Annotated in this window: 11 protein-coding genes; 4 read left to right on the top strand and 7 right to left on the bottom strand. The window is 73.1% G+C overall.

Features of this window, described 5'->3' with window-relative positions; translation table 11 throughout:
• Positions 1-27: 27 nt before the first annotated feature.
• From WMF28_RS05125 to WMF28_RS05150, 6 genes are all read right to left on the bottom strand, one after another.
• Positions 28-1,107, bottom strand: a complete 1,080-nt coding sequence (locus WMF28_RS05125; RefSeq protein WP_437600924.1) for a dipeptidase — start codon at positions 1,105-1,107, stop codon at positions 28-30.
• Positions 1,104-2,471: a protein kinase domain-containing protein gene (locus WMF28_RS05130; protein ID WP_437600926.1), complete on the bottom strand. Its 1,368-nt coding sequence runs from the start codon at positions 2,469-2,471 to the stop codon at positions 1,104-1,106. The genes WMF28_RS05125 and WMF28_RS05130 overlap by 4 nt, the downstream gene beginning before the upstream one ends.
• A 98-nt stretch (positions 2,472-2,569) precedes the next feature.
• Entirely contained in the window at positions 2,570-5,173 is a 2,604-nt protein-coding gene (locus tag WMF28_RS05135; RefSeq protein ID WP_437600927.1) for a transglycosylase SLT domain-containing protein, read from the bottom strand.
• A 330-nt stretch (positions 5,174-5,503) separates the two neighbouring features.
• Positions 5,504-5,902, bottom strand: coding sequence for a c-type cytochrome (locus WMF28_RS05140; RefSeq protein WP_437600928.1), 399 nt, complete (start codon positions 5,900-5,902; stop codon positions 5,504-5,506).
• 331 nt (positions 5,903-6,233) lie between these two features.
• Entirely contained in the window at positions 6,234-6,698 is a 465-nt protein-coding gene (locus tag WMF28_RS05145; protein ID WP_437600929.1) for an SRPBCC family protein, read from the bottom strand.
• A gap of 188 nt (positions 6,699-6,886) precedes the next feature.
• On the bottom strand, positions 6,887-8,164 hold the full coding sequence (locus tag WMF28_RS05150; RefSeq protein ID WP_437600930.1) for a SprT-like domain-containing protein: 1,278 nt from the start codon (positions 8,162-8,164) through the stop codon (positions 6,887-6,889).
• 182 nt (positions 8,165-8,346) lie between these two features.
• On the opposite strand from WMF28_RS05150, the gene WMF28_RS05155 reads away from it, so the two are divergent.
• The 3 genes from WMF28_RS05155 to WMF28_RS05165 are packed head-to-tail and all read left to right on the top strand — an operon-like array spanning position 8,347 to position 13,230.
• Positions 8,347-10,410 carry a sulfatase-like hydrolase/transferase gene (locus WMF28_RS05155; RefSeq protein ID WP_437600931.1) on the top strand — a complete coding sequence of 688 codons (2,064 nt, stop codon included), beginning with the start codon at positions 8,347-8,349 and terminating at the stop codon, positions 10,408-10,410.
• A 5-nt stretch (positions 10,411-10,415) separates the two neighbouring features.
• A complete protein-coding gene (locus WMF28_RS05160; RefSeq protein ID WP_437600932.1) occupies positions 10,416-12,389 on the top strand; it encodes a sulfatase-like hydrolase/transferase in 1,974 nt (657 codons plus the stop codon).
• Between the two features lie 43 nt (positions 12,390-12,432).
• Positions 12,433-13,230 carry a hypothetical protein gene (locus WMF28_RS05165; protein WP_437600933.1) on the top strand — a complete coding sequence of 266 codons (798 nt, stop codon included), beginning with the start codon at positions 12,433-12,435 and terminating at the stop codon, positions 13,228-13,230.
• A 133-nt stretch (positions 13,231-13,363) separates the two neighbouring features.
• Here the strand turns inward: WMF28_RS05165 and WMF28_RS05170 are convergent, their stop codons facing one another.
• The gene (locus tag WMF28_RS05170) at positions 13,364-13,876 is read right to left on the bottom strand and encodes a DUF1993 domain-containing protein (RefSeq protein WP_437600934.1); all 513 of its coding nucleotides are present in this window, start codon (positions 13,874-13,876) and stop codon (positions 13,364-13,366) included.
• A 193-nt stretch (positions 13,877-14,069) separates the two neighbouring features.
• Here WMF28_RS05170 and WMF28_RS05175 point away from each other — a divergent pair, with 193 nt between their 5' ends.
• Positions 14,070-14,666, top strand: a complete 597-nt coding sequence (locus WMF28_RS05175) for a Uma2 family endonuclease (RefSeq protein WP_437600936.1) — start codon at positions 14,070-14,072, stop codon at positions 14,664-14,666.
• Positions 14,667-14,676 lie beyond the last annotated feature (10 nt).

Genomic DNA, 14,676 nt, shown 5'->3' on the forward strand with positions numbered 1-14,676 from the left:
AGGCGTCGCGCTCGTCCCGCGCGCCGGCTACCCGTGCGGCTGACCCCCGCTCCAGCCGCCCGCCGGCCGCCAGCCGAGGACGCGCAGCGCGTTCTGCGAGAAGATCTTCACCGCGTCCTCGCGCGACATCCCGCGCTGCCGGAGCCGCGCGGCGAGCGCCGGCAGCGCCGACGCGTCGCCGAGCCCCCTCGGCGTGACGATGCCGCCGTCGAAATCCGACCCGATCGCGACGTGATCGACGCCGGCCACGCGGACCATGTGGTCGAGCTGCGCGAGCACGTCGTCGAGGTCCGCCTCGTTCGCGCCGCTCACGAACGTCGCGTGGAAGTTGAGCCCCGCGACCCCGCCGCTCCGCCCGATGAGCCGCAGCTGCTCGTCGGTCAGGTTGCGCGGCTGGTTCGCCACCGCGCGCGCGTTCGAGTGGGTCGCGACGATCGGCGCGCCGTGCGCGGCCGCGATCGGGACGAGATCCGCGAACGCGGCGTCCGAGATGTGCGAGACGTCGATGAGCGCGCCCTGCGCGTAGACGCGCTCGCAGAACCGCTTGCCGAGCTCCGTCAGCCCGAACGCCACGCGCTCGCCGGTCGCCGACGACGAGAGCCGCGTGTTCTTCGCGTGGTTCGGGCTGATGAGCCGCACGCCGCGCGCGATGAAGCGGTCGATCTGCGCGATGTCCTCGGCGAACGCGCCGGCCCCCTCGATCGAGAGGAAGGTGCTGATCTTCCCCGGCTCGGCCCGCGCCGAGCCGAGCGGGAGGAGCACCGGGCTCGCGGCGATGATCGCCTCGATCGTCGCGAGGACCGCGCTGGCGTCCTCGATGCGCGGGCCCTCGGGCCGCACCCGGTCGGGCAGGTAGATCGGCAGCACGATGCCGAGATAGCTGCCGGCGACGAGCGCCTCGCTGCGGGCGTGGCCCTCGTCGAGGCGGGGGTCGCGCCCCTTGAAGTGGACCTGCCAGGGCACGTCGACGTGCAGGTCGACGACCTGCACGGGCGGCTCGCGCGCGCCGCCTCCGGGCGGGTCGCCGCGCGTGGGCCGCGGCGCGCCGAGGACGAAGGCGGCGCACGCGACGGCGAGCAGGGCGCGGAGGCGGCCTCCGGCGCTCATCCGCTCACCAGCACGCCCAGCGCGAAGCCGACGCCGAGGCACACGAGGCCGATGACCCCCACGAGCCACCACGCCGCGCCCCCCGGGGCCGCGCTCGCGGTGGCGAGGGGGACCTCGACGACCCGCACGTCGTAGTGGCCGCCCGTGAGCGTCGGCGTGCCCGTCGGCCGCTGCGCGCTGATGTGGGTCGGCCCGGGGGCCGCCGGGAAGCTCGCCGTGGGCGCCACCGACGGGTTCTTCTGGGGCGGCGGCGTGGTCAGGTGCCGGGGCGGTATCGTCTCTGGCCTCGGCCCGACCGGCGGTAGGCTCGGCGCCGGCTGCGGCGCGTACAGCTGCGACGTCGGCTGCGCCTGCGGCGCGTACGGCTGCGGCTGCGGCGCGTACAGCTGCGACTGCGGCGTGTGCAGCTGCGGGGGCGGCGGCAGCGACGGCAGGTGGTGCGGCGGCGGGAGCGACGCCTGCGGCTCGGACCAGGGCGTCGCGATGCCCGTGCGGTGCGCGACGGCGCTCAGCGTCTGCGCCATCTCCTCGGCGGTCTGGAAGCGCCCGGTCAGGTCCTTGGAGAGGGCGCGCTGGAAGAAGAGGCCCCAGGCGAAGAGGTGCGGCGCGACCTGCTCGAGCGGGCGCACCTCCTTGGCGAGCACGGCGGTGAGCCGCGCGAACTCGTTCTCGGCGGGGAACGGCTGCGTCGCCGTGAGCATCTCGTAGAAGATCACGCCGACGCTCCAGAGGTCGGTGCGCGCGTCGACGCCCTGCGCGTTCCTGATCTGCTCGGGGCTCATGTAGCCGGGGGTCCCGAGGAGCGTGCCGGCGCGCGTCTTGAGGCCCATGCCGCCGGCCGCGTCCATCACCTTCGCGATGCCGAAGTCGAGCACCTTCACGCGGAAGCCGCCGCGCGGGTCCCGCACGAGGAACAGGTTCTCCGGCTTCAGATCGCGGTGGACGACCTTGTGGCTGTGCGCCGCCATGAGCGCCTGGAGCACCTCGTGGATGATCGGCACGGCCTGCTGCGGCGGGATCGGGTTGCCCGTGTCGATGTACGCGGCGAGCGGGACGCCCTGCAGGAGCTCCATGACGAGGTAGGGCGTGCCGTCCTCGGAGCGGGCCGCCTCGTAGACCGAGGCGATGTTCTGGTGGACGAACCCCTTCGTCGCCTCCGCCTCGGCGAAGAAGCGGTGGAGGACCTGCTCGTCCTCCGTGAACTCGGGGTGCAGCACCTTGATCGCGCGCTTGCCCTCGCCGCGCAGCCCATCGGCCTCGTAGACGGCGCCCATGCCCCCCTCGCCGAGGAGACGCACGAGCCGGAAGCGCCCGTTCAACACGGCGCCCACGAGCTGATGGGAAGGGCTCGAGGGGTCGACCACGCGCGGACTCTACCAAAGCTTCCGCGCTGCCCGCTCGCCGAAACCTCGGCGCGGAGCGGCTGAGCAGGCCGCCGACGCGCGATCGACGCCGGCGCGCGTCAGGGCGCGGCGTTCGCCACGGCCGAGCGCGCCGCCGGGCTCGCGGGCAGCGGCGTCCGCAGGGCCTCGCTCGGCTGATCGCCGGTGTAGAGGTGCTCGTAGACGGCGAAGCTCGCGAGCACGCGCTTCGTGTAGAGCCGCGTCTCCTCGTAGGGGATGCGCTCGACCCACAGGTCGAAGCTCTGCGAGGGGCGCTCGGCGATCCACCGCTTCGGCGCGCCGCCGCCCGCGTTGTAGGCGGGGATCGCGAGCAGGGGGTTGTCCGAGAACTGGCCGCGCAGCACCGACAGGTAACGGCAGCCGAGCGCGACGTTGACCTCGGGCCGCTTCAGCGCCTCGACGCTCGACGGCAGCCCGAGCGGCTTGGCCATGCGCTTCGCGGTCGGCACGATGAGCTGCATCAGCCCGTACGCCTGTGCGTGCGAGGCCACCCTCGGGTCGAAGGCCGACTCCTCGCGCATGATGGCATAGGCGAGGGCCTCGGGGATCGCGCTTCGCTTCGTCTCCGCGGCGACGACGGCGGCGAACGGGCGCGGGTAAGCGAGCTCCCAGGCGCCGCGCCAGCGCCCGACCGGGTAGTGATCGACCCACTCGCCCGCGAGCTCGACGCGGCTGTCGCCCGCCGCCGGCGCCGCCATCGCCGTGCGCAGGATGCTGTACGACTGCGGCAGCGCGCCCGCGCGCGCGAGCAGGAACGCCGAGGCCCACATCACCTCGCGCGGCGCCGTGCGGCTCCCGACGCCGAGCGCGTCGAGCTCGAGGCGCGCGAGCTTCGCCTCACCCTGGCGCGCGAGCTCGACCGCGCGGGTGAACGCGGGGTGCGCGAACTGGACGCTCCTGAGCTCGGTGTACGGCGCGCTCGCGTCGCGCTCGAGGGCCGCGGACAGGGCGCGCTGGGCGGCCGCGGCATCGACGTCGGCGAGCCGGGCGTGGGAGAGCGCCATGTAGAACGAGAGCGGGTAGTCGCGGATCACCTGCTCGAGCAGCGCCTTTCCCTTGTCGGGCGAGCCCGTCTCGATGTGGGCGCGCGCGAGGTAGTAGGGGAACCTGCCGGCGGCGTGGTACGCGCGCTCGTGGGGGAACCGCGCGAGCCCGAGCTCGAGCGGCCTGACCGCGCCCGCCCAGCTGTCGCGCTCCATCTCGAAGAGCGCGAGCTCGAACAGGCCGTCGGCGACCATGTCGCCCGACGGGTAGTCGTCGGGCATGGCGGTGAGCATCTGGACGAACTGCGCCTGGTCGCCGAGCGCGAGCAGCGCGCGCGCCCCGAGGTAGCGCGCGTCGTCCGCGAGCCGGTGATCCGGGTACTCCTTCTCGAGCAGCGCGAAGCGCGCCGCCGACTCGGCGTGCCGATCGACGCGGAACGACGCGCGCGCGGCGTTGTAGAGCGTCTCGGGCCGCCTGGGGGCGGGCGCGCCTGCCCCTGCGGCCACGGCGGGGGCGCCTGCCCCTGCGGCCACCGCGGGGGCGCCTGCCCCTGCGGCCACGGCGGGGACGCTCGCCCCTGCGGCGGGCGCGGCCGGCCCGCAGCGCTCGATCGCCGTGCCGTAGATGTCGGCGGCCTCGGCCCGCCGCCGGAGGCGCCCGAGCGCCTCGCCGCGCGCGGCGAACGCGTCGCAGGCGAAGGCCGAGGGGGCCTGCGCCTCGGGCAGGGCGATCAGCGCGTCGGTGACGGCGAGCGCTTCCTTGTCCTGGCGCGAGGTGAGCAGGGCGCGCGCGCGGGCGAGCAGGTCGGCGGGGCCCGGGTCGAGGAGCGGCTTGCGCCGCGCGAACGGCAGCGTCGACAGGGCCTGGTCCAGGATCTCCTTCGCCTCCCCCGCGCCCGCGCCGCCCGGCGCCTGGTCGAGGATGCGCCGGGCGAGCCGGATCGCCTCCTCGGCGCGGTCCTGTCCAGGATGGCGGAGCAGCGCGCGGGCGAAGCGGAGCGCCTCGGGCACCCACGTCGACGCTGGCCAGCTCCGGGCGAGGTACGCTTGCCAGCGCGCGGACGCGCCCCCGATGTCGCCCTTCTCGGCGAGCGCGCCGGCGACGATGCGATCGATCTCGTCGGCGATCGCGACGTCCGAGGCGACGGCGCGCGCGCGCTCGATCGCCGCGTCGGGCTGTCCCGCCCTGGCGAGGAGATCGGCCGCCGCGAACCGCGCGTAGTCGGCGAGCGGTCCGCCGGCTGCCGCCGCCGCGTCGTACTCCTTCGCGGCGCCCAGGGGGTCGCCCGCGAGCGCGCGCAGCCGCCCGAGCTGGTAGCGAAACGCCGCTGCGTCCCCGGGCGACAGGGGCGCGGAGAGCGCCTGGACCAACGCGGCGACCGCGCTTCCGTACGCCTCCTGCCCGACGAGCTTCTGCACCGGCGCGAGCCGCGGGTCGTCCAGCACGAGGGTGAGGCGTTCGGGGTCGAACACCGGGGCCTCGCCCGGCGTGCCCGGGACGACGGGCCCCGGCGGCGCCGCGGGCGGCGGGGGCGCCTGCTGCGGGCAGAGCGGCGGGCAGGCCGTCGTCCCCCGCTGCGCGGGGGGCGCCCCGGCGCAGGAGGCGCCGAGCGCGGCGGTCAGCGCGAGCGCGGAGGCCAGCGCGAGCGCGGCCCCGGAGCGGGCATCCAGCCTGAACATGCCCGCACCATACCCCGGATCGCGCGGTCGCACAGCGATCGAGGGGAGCGGGCGCCGGAGGCGGCGTCGGGCGGGAGCGTGAGCGGCGTGTACAGGAGCCCGTCGGGAGGTGCGTTGACGAGATCTCGATCGGCCCGTCGAAGCCGTTGAATCGACGGATCGAGATCTCGACGGACGTCAGCCCCTCCTACGGGATGTCGACGGTGGTGGGGGCGATGAAGAGCGCGAAGTCCGGCGCCGCGTCCGTGCCCCCGCCGCCGGCGCGCCATCTTGTGAGATGGCGCACTGGCGTTTGGACGTGGTGTGAACGGTGTCGGGCAGGAATGCGGCTTACTGTGCCGCGTCGCAGGCGAGGTAGACCCGGATGGACTCGATCGTATCGTCGGGGAGCCTCACGCCGACCGGCATTCCCTCCGCCGTCCCGCCCGCCTCGATCGCATCGAGGATCTTCTCCGCCCCGGCGCTGACGCTGGCGGGGTCGTCGACGTTGATCTCAGGGGGAGCGCCGCCGCGGCTCGGGCCCGACACCGTCGTCCCATGACAGGCCACGCAGTTGACCTGGAGCGCCTCGAGGCCCGCTGCCTGCTGCGCGGCGGAGTCGGGCGGACATTCGCCGAGCGCTCCCGTGGACGGCTGGTCCTCGGGGCCGCCGTCATCACCGCCGCAACCTGGGAGAACGCCAATGGCGAAGGGCGCAAGGCAGAAGAAGAGAATCGTACGAACGCGCATCAAAGCACCTCAGCAGCTTGTTAGGGGAAGGCGGGCGAGCCGGGGTCGAGCTTCCAGCCATGCAGGCCGGCCTGGCGCCGCGCGGGAATGGTGCCTGGCGCCGCGCACCGGGTCAACTAAGACGGGCGGGTTTGATGCGAGAAAGAGGTGATTCCAGTCGGTGCGCGGCGCGATGCGGCGCTCGCCGCGTCGTCCGGGTGGCGACGCCCACCCTCCCCGGGGCGGGGGCGCTCGGCACTCTCCCCGAAGCACACCCGCCGCGCCCGCGCGGAGCCGCCGCGACGCAGCGCAAAAATCCGGCCCTCTCTGGCCGGACTCCCGGCGGGCGGCGCTAGCTCGCCGGCCGCCGCTCCAGGTGCGTCTTCATCGCCTTGAGATCCCCGTGCACGGCCTTCTTGAAGCTGCCGATGAACAGCCGCCCGAGCGTCTCCATGAACCACCCCATCCCGGCGATCTCGCCATCCATCCGGAGCAGCGTGCCGGCGCCCTGGGGCTCGAAGACGTAGCGAAAGCGGTATTCCCCGCGTCCCGTCGTCCCCTTCTGCCCGTCGACGAAGAGATCCAGGCTCTTGCCGGGATCAGCCGCCGTGACCTCGAACAGCTCGGTGGACTCCTTGCCGAACATCTTGCGTGTCTCACGCCACATCGCGCCCTCGCCGACGATGCCGACCGTGAGCTTCTCCACCCGCACGAAGTTGGGCATCCAGTCGCCGAAGGAGTCGATGTCGGTCGCGAGCCGGAAGACGTCCTCGGGCGACGCATCGAATCGCTCTTCAATGGTGAACCGGAGCGGCATCTCGTTCTTCTCCTACGTTACCCCGCACACCGGGCCATCGTGCCGGAACCGCTCCATTCCCGTCAACGAGCCCGTCGAGCGCGCACCGCGGCCCGGACGCCGGCAGCGCGCCGTCGTCCGCCGTCCGTCCGGGCGTCCTCTGGCGGCCAGGACGACGGCGCGCTGCCGGCGTCCGGGCCGCGGCGGCTTCAGCCCTTCTTGCCCGGCGGCAGCAGCCTGCCCCGCTCGCCGGTCGCCGCCTGCATCGGGCGGTGCAGCACGATCTTCCGTCCCGCCTCGCGCCCGTGCGCGTGCGCCGCCGTCCGCTGGTTGCCCGCGTGACGCAGGTGCTGCACGTGCGGATGGCGCGTCCGGTAGTAGCCGTCCAGGTCGGCGTCCCTCACCCAGACGAGCCCCTGCTCCGCGGACACCTTCCGCTCCGTGTTCAGCTTCTCGAGGAACCCGAGCATCACGCCGGCCTGGTAGGTCCGCCGGTCCTTGTTGCCCTTCACGCCCTGGGTCCGCTTGTGCTCTTTCCACAGCTGCTCGGCCGTGTGGTGCAGGAACGCGTGCACGTAGGCCGCCATCTCCAGGTTCGCCGGCGTCCCGCAGATCTCGAGGATGCTGCCCCGCTTGCCCTCGAGCGGCGCGTAGACAGGCACCCAGATCGCCTCGACGAAGAAGTGCTTTCCAAGGATGCCCCCGACGATGCGCTCGCTCTCGCCCACGCGCCCGCTCGGCGCGCCCAGGTGGCGGAAGCCGTAGAGCCGCGCGGCGCGCGCCTTCGCGACGTCGAGGTTGTACTTCAGCATCAGCCGCTGCGCGGCGCTCATCGCCGCCTGCGCCTCGTTCGCGTTCGGGCTGTCGGCGAGCGCGAGCAGCCGCGCGATGCGGTCGAGGATCCGGGCGTCCGCGCTCGCGCCCTCCGCGCTCGCGTCGCCGCGCGGCGCCCCGCCGGGCTCCGCCGGCGACGGCCCGACCGACGGCATCCCGGCCGCCATCGCGTCGATGCCGAGGCGCTCGCACACCTCGCGGAACGCCGGCCCGTGCGCCGCCTCGTCCGTGACGCCCAGCACCTCGTGCACGTACTGGTGCGCCATCTCGTGCTTGAGCACCTCGATCACGACGCCCCACGGCTGCGTCAGGACGAGCGGCCGCGAGATCTCGATCGCGCGCGCCTCCGAGATCCAGCGCCCGAGCCGGCTCGCGGCGTCGGAGAGCTCGATGGACGCCGAGCGCAGCTTCCGCCGGAAATGCGTGTAGTTGAGGCTCTGGTAGGCCGCCATCAGCTCGCGCACGAGCGCCGCCTCCAGCTCGGCGCTGAGCCTCGCCGCCGTCTCGCGCGGCGGCTCGGGCGCCGGCGCGCCGGGGGACGGCAGCGGCTCGGGCTGCGCGGCGGCTGCGGCGGAGGATTCGTCCGGCGGCGCGCCGGCCCCTGGGGCCTGTTGAGCGCCGCGCAACCCGTTCAGGAAGAGCTGCTCCGCCATGTCGGACGCCACTCATGGCACGCCTCGGGCGGCTGTCGAAGGGTTTTCTCCGCCCGGGCGCCCCTCCGTTCGGGCGGCCCCTCCGGCCGGCCGGACCGGCCATCGCGTCGTTGGCGAGTTACCGACCCGCCTCAGAAACGTTCCAGATACGTCACGTCCTCGCTACACTCGCGCCCCTTCCCGTGCTCCGTTTCAAGGCGTTGAACGATCCCCGGGCGGCCGACGCCGACGCCGGCAGCCGCTCGTCCCGCGGTCTCGCCCGCGATCTCGGCCCGGACCGCGCCGCGGCGCGCGCGCGGCTGCGCGCGCTCGCCCGCGTCCGGCGCCGCTACGGTCGCCTGTTCCTCGCGCTCCCGTTGCTCCTCGTGGTGCTCGCGGACCTCCACATCCGCGGAGATCGCCTGCTCGATCTGAGCGGCAAGCACGTCGCGAGCTACCTCGGCGCGATGGTCGAGAGCGCCGCGCTCTGGGGGCTCCTGCTCTTCGCGGCCTCGTCGCGGCGGGGCGCGTCGCGGTGGATCGCGGCGCTGCTCTTCGTGACGCTCGCGACGCTCTCGCTCGGCGGCCAGCTCTACTTCCACCGCCAGTACGCCACGTACCTCAACCTCGACGCCACGCTCTTCGGGACCTCGCTCTCGTCGAGCCTCTTCGGCCAGCTCCGGGCCGACGGGGAGAACTTCCTCCACTCGGTCCTCCCGCCGCTCGTGCTCGCCATCGCGCTCGTCTGGCTCGGCCGGCGGATCGTGCGCCCCGGCCGCACGGCGGGGGCCCGCGCCGCCCGCCTCGCCGCGCCGGCGGCCGTGGTGGCGGCGTTCGTGCTGCCGTGCTCCTACCGCACGGTGCAGGCGTCCACGCCCGACGTCATCTACTTCCACGCGATCGGCGGCCTCCTCAAGGAGCTCGCCGGCGTCCAGACCACGGCGCAGGTGCGCCCCGGGCTCCGCACGCCGCCCGCGCTGCCGCGGCTGACCCCGGAGCCCGGCCCGCGGCGCAACGTGCTCTTCATCCTGACCGAGAGCGTGCGCGCCGACGCCACCTGCTCGGCGCCCGCCGGCGACGGCGCGGCGCCTGCCGACGACGGCGGAGGGGCCGCCGCGTGCCCCGGCACGCCGCGCATCGACGCGGCGGCGCCCGGCCGGCTGCCGCTCCTGCAGATGCGCTCGAACGCCTCGACGACGGCGATCGGGCTCGCGGTGCTCTGGTCCGGCCTCCAGCCGATCGCGACGCGCGAGGAGCTCCACACGGCGCCGCTCGTCTTCGACTACGCGGACGCCGCCGGCTTCGACAGCGCCTACTGGACGAGCCACCACATGATGTTCGCCAACTCGCGCCTCTACGTGCAGGACCTGCCGGTCTCGCACCAGTGCGGCGCGACCGAGCTCGATCCGCTGGCCGACATCGATCTCGGGGCCGACGATCGGCTGCTCTCGGCGCACGTCCGGTCCGAGGTGCTCTCGCTGCGCGAGCCGTTCCTCGCGGTCGCCCACTTCGGGAACACCCACGTCCCCTACCTGGTCGACCCGGAGGACGCGCCGTTCCAGCCTGCCCTCGAGAGCAAGGCGCCGGACGACAACGAGGCGTACCGCAACTTCTACAGGAACGCGGTCTACCGGCAGGACGCGGCGATCGCCGATCTCATCCGCTTCGTCCGGAGCTCTCCGGTCGGCGAGCGCACGGTGATCGTCTTCACCTCGGACCACGGCGAGGCGTTCCGCGAGCACGGCCAGCTCGGCCACACGGGCTCCATCCTCGAGGAGGAGATCCGGGTGCCCGGCTGGATCGACGCGCCGCCGGGCACCCTGACGGCCGCGGAGGAGGCCGGGCTGCGCGCGGCCCGGGACGAGCCCGTCTTCCACACGGACGTGGCGCCGACGCTGCTCGACCTGATGGGCCTGTGGGAGGAGCCTGCGCTCGCGGCGTACCGGGCGGCGATGGTCGGGCACAGCCTGCTCCGGCCGTCGCCGGGGCCGGCTGCGCTGGCGCTCACGAACTGCACAGGGATCTGGGGCTGCGCGTTCAAGAACTGGGGGATGATGCGCGGCAACATGAAGCTCGAATCCCGCGCCTGGGACACCGCCTGGCATTGCTACGACGTGCTCGCCGACCCCCGCGAGCAGCACGACCTCGGGCCCGCCGCCTGCGGCGACCTGCCCCGGCTCGCCGACGCGATCTACGGCGGTCCTGCCGGCAGCGTCGACGTCCCGGTCCACCTCCGCGACCTCGCGGCGGGGCCTCGCCGCGACTGATCCGGATGGCGCCGGACCTCGATCGAGAGGGCGCCGCGCCCGGCGCGCCGCCCGCGTCCCCCGCCGGCCGCCCGCGCGCCGCGCGCCGGGCAGCGCGCCGCCGGCGCCGCTGGATCGGCCTCGCCCTCCTCGCGTCGCCGGCGCTCTGGTTCCTCGTCGCGGACGTGCTGCGGCGGGGTCGTCACATGACCACGTTCGACCGGCTGCACGCGGCGGGATACGCCGCGACCGTGGTCGTGTCGCTGGGGTTCTGGGGCGTCCTGCTCTACGTCGCCTCGGGCCGCCGCGGCGCGATGCGCGGCGCGACGGGCGCCCTGTTCGTGGCGCTCTTCACGCTTGCCTGCGGCGTGCAGGGCGGCTTTCACGCCCTCTACAATATCTACTGCTCGATCGACTCGCAGATCCACTCGCAGTCGATCCCCTGGTCGATCGTGGGCACGCTCCCGCTCGGGCACCCTCGCGTGCTCGCCCACGTCGCCGTCGCGTTCGGGCTCGCCCTTGGGGCGCTCTGGCTTGCCCGCCGGTTCGTGCGCCCGCGGCGGCTCCGGCGGCGCGTCGCCGCGGTGCTCGTGCCGCTCGCGCTGGCCGGCGTGACGAGGATCCCGGTGAGCTACCGGGTGATCCAGTCGTCGTCGGCCGACATGATCTACTTCCACGGCGTCACCGCCGTGGTCAAAGAGCACCTCGGCATCACCGACGACTCGTCGGATCTGCGGGTGCAGCGCCGCGACCCGGAGCGCGTGCCGCGGCTCGCCGCGCGGCCCGCGCGGCCGCGGAACGTCGTGCTCATTCTACAGGAGAGCCAGCGGGCGGACGTGACGTGCGTCGAGCACGACCCGGACTGCGCGCTCGCGACGCCGTTCTCCAACGCCGCCGCGCCGGGCCGCATGCCGCTCTTGCAGATGCGGGCCCACGACTCGACGACGGCCATCTCCATCTCGAACCTCTGGTCCGGCGTCTCGCCGACGGAGAGCCACGCGGTGCTCAGCTCCGCCCCGCTGCTCTGGGACTACGCCCACGCGGCCGGGTGGGACACGGCGTACTGGACGAGCCAGAACCTCATGTTCGGGAACGCCCGGCTCTACGTGCAGGACATCCCGGTCTCGCGCCGGGTTGTCGCGACCCAGCTCGATCCGGGCGCCGACCTCGATTACGGCGCTTACGACCGGCAGCTCACGGATCGCGTGATCGCGGAGTGGGGCGAGCTCGTCGAGCCGTTCTTCGCGGTCGTGCATTACTCGAACATCCATTTCCCGTACGTGAGCGATCCGCTCCATTCGCCGTTCCAGCCCAGCGAGCTGAGCAAGGCGCCGGACAAGAACGAGCATTTCAAGAACTTCTATCGCAACGTCGTTTACCTGTCGGACATGGCGGTCGGCCGGCTCATCGAGCACATCCGCGGGACGCCGAGCGGCGAGCGCACGGTCCTCGTGTACACGTCGGATCATGGCGAGTCGTTCCGGGAGCACTGGCAGCTTGGCCACACGAGCTCGCTGTGGGACGAGGAGATCCTCGTCCCCACGTGGATCGACGCCCCGGAGGGGACCCTCTCCCCGGAGGAGCGGGCGAGCATCGCGGGCGCGAGGGACGAGTTCGTGTGGCACCTCGATCTGGCGCCGACGTTCCTCGATCTGATGGGCCTCTGGGACGAGCCGCGGCTCGCGCCGTTCCGCGGCCGGATGATGGGGCACCCGCTGACGCGGCCGGAGCGCACGGTGGCGCCGGTGCCGCTCACGAACTGCACGTGGGTGTGGGGGTGTTCCTTCCGCAACTGGGGGATGATGCAGGGGCCGCTGAAGATCGAGGCGCGCGAGTGGGACGGCGAGTTCCACTGCTTCAACGTGCTGGAGGATCCGCTGGAGCTGACCAACCTGGGAGAGCAGGCGTGCGCGCCGCTGCCCGACCTCGCGCGCGCGCTCTTTCACGAGATGCCGAACGTGACGCCGCCGGGGAGGCCGAAGGTCGACTGGGGCGGGTGAGTTGTCCGGGTCGACCCTGGATCGAGTAGCCTTCCGTTTCACCGTGATGCTCCGCTCCCTCGGTCTCTCCGCGCAGCTCTCCGTGCTCGTTCTCGCTGGATGCAACGCGATCTCGGGCGTCGACAGCCTCACCTTCGACGGCGGAGGCGCGGGGGGGCGAGGCGGCGGCGCATCCGGCGGTGGTGGCGGCGGCGCCTCCGGCGGCGGCGGCGCGGCCGGCGGCGGCGACGCGTCCGGCGGCGGTGGGGGCGCGGCGTGCGAGGGGGAGGCCTGCCCGGCGCCGACGGGGGTCGTCCTCGCGGATCAGACCTTCACCGAGGTGCGCGGCGATGTGACGATGGGCAACGTGTTCATGGACGCGTGCCCGGAGGGACAGGTGATCGTCGGCGCTCAGGGGCAGATCGACGATGATGGTGATGCGTCCATCCATGGCCAGATCCAGGCGCAGTGTGGTTATTTGAACCTCGCCGGGACCGGCCCAACCACCCTCACCACGACACCCGGCGACCTCACCCCGAACCGGGGGGACTATGGCTCGGTCCCCTGGACGAGGATGTGCCCGGAGAACCAGGTGGTGGTGGGCTTCAGCGGCCGGGTGGGCGATTTCGTGGACCGCCTCGTCCTCGATTGCGCGCCGCTCCTCGTGGAGGGGGAGCCTTCCGCTCTCCGCGTCGAGGTGGGACCCGTCTCCTCGTCCGAGGGGGTCGGCGGCCTCGGCGGCGACGCCTTCCCGGACACCCGCTGCGGTGAGCGCGAGGTCGCGAACCTGGTTCATGTCATGGAGGACGGAGCCATCAACGCCTTCGGCCTCGGCTGCAAGACGGTCTCGCTCGCGTACTGACCCGCTCCCCGGAGGCGAAGCGGCGGCTCGCGCCGGGCGCCTTCTGGCTCTCGTGGGCGCTCGAGTCGCTCCACCGCCGGTCCGAGGGGAGGGCGGTGGCCCCGCTCCGGCGGGGCGGGGGAGGCCGCCGCGGTCACATGTCGCGGAGATCGAGCGATCCGATGTAGTCGGCCTTGCCGACGTCGAGCCCGTTGTGCCGCAGGATCGAGTACGCGGTGGTGGCGTGGAAGTAGAAGTTGGGGAGCGCGAACTGGAACACGAAGTCCGCGGCCTTCATGCCCTTGCCCGGCAGGAAGAAGAGGGGGATGGTGCGGTCCTCCGCGCCCTGGAGCTGCTCCGGCTTCAGCGCCTTCACCTGCTCGATCGCCTTGCCGATGCGCGCGCGCAGCGCGGCGATCGTCTCGTCGCCCGTCTCGGGCTTCGGCGGCTCCCCGCCGGTGAGGAGCGCGCTCAGCCTCGGGGGCCAGGCGATGACGTTCTGGATCTGACGCCTGAAGTCCCACTGATCGGGCGCGAGGCGCGCGGTGAGGAGCACCTCCGGATCGAACTTCTTCTGCTGCGCGCAGGCCTCTACCTTGTCGAGCCAGACCAGCACCTGGCCGAGCATGCGAGCCATCTGGGGGAACGAGCTGTCGTAAAGGCTCATGATCTTCTCCTCGTCGGCGGTAACAGCCGGCGCTGCTCGTCCACCCGCAGCCTCAGCGCGTCAACCCCGCGCGCCGGCCCCCGTCCACGGCGCGATGACCTGGATCGGCTGTCGACGTTGGGTATAAGATATTGAAATTATTTATAAAATTACATCGACGCGACCTCCTGCCCGGAGGCGCTATGCTCGATGCGTGCCCACCGCTGCGCAGAAGCCACACCCCGCCACCGTGCCGGATCTCCTGGCGATCCCCGAGGAGCAGCGCTTCCACGAGATCGTCGACGGCGAGCTCATGCAGAAGGCCGTGCCCTCGTTCGAGCACGGCGATGCGCAGTCCGCCATCGTCGCGCACGTGAAGATCCCCTTCCAGCGGCGCCCCGGCGGCCGCTGGCCCGGAGGATGGTGGTTCGCCACCGAGGTGGAGGTCGAGCTCGCACCGGACCAGGTATACCGGCCTGACGTCGTCGGCTGGCGTCGCGAGCGCGCGCCGGAGCGCCCCAGCGGGAGCCCCGTCCGGATCCGGCCCGACTGGGTCTGCGAGGTGCTCTCCCCGGACAACGCGCGAAACGACACGGTCAAGAAGATGCGTGTCTACCAGCGCTGTCAGCTGCCTCATTACTGGATCGTCGATCCCAGGGAGGAGACGATGACCGTGTACCGGTGGACCCCCGAGGGATACCTCGTGGCGCTCCGCGCGGAGCGGGGCGAGCGCGTCCGGGCCGAGCCGTTCGATGCGATCGAGCTCCAGGTCGGGGTGCTGTTCGGGGACGAGCGCGAGGAGGACGAGTGACGACCCCGGC

The sequence above is a fragment of the Sorangium sp. So ce590 genome, from assembly GCF_051521365.1.
In the GTDB taxonomy this organism is placed as follows: Bacteria; Myxococcota_A; Polyangia; order Polyangiales; family Polyangiaceae; genus Sorangium.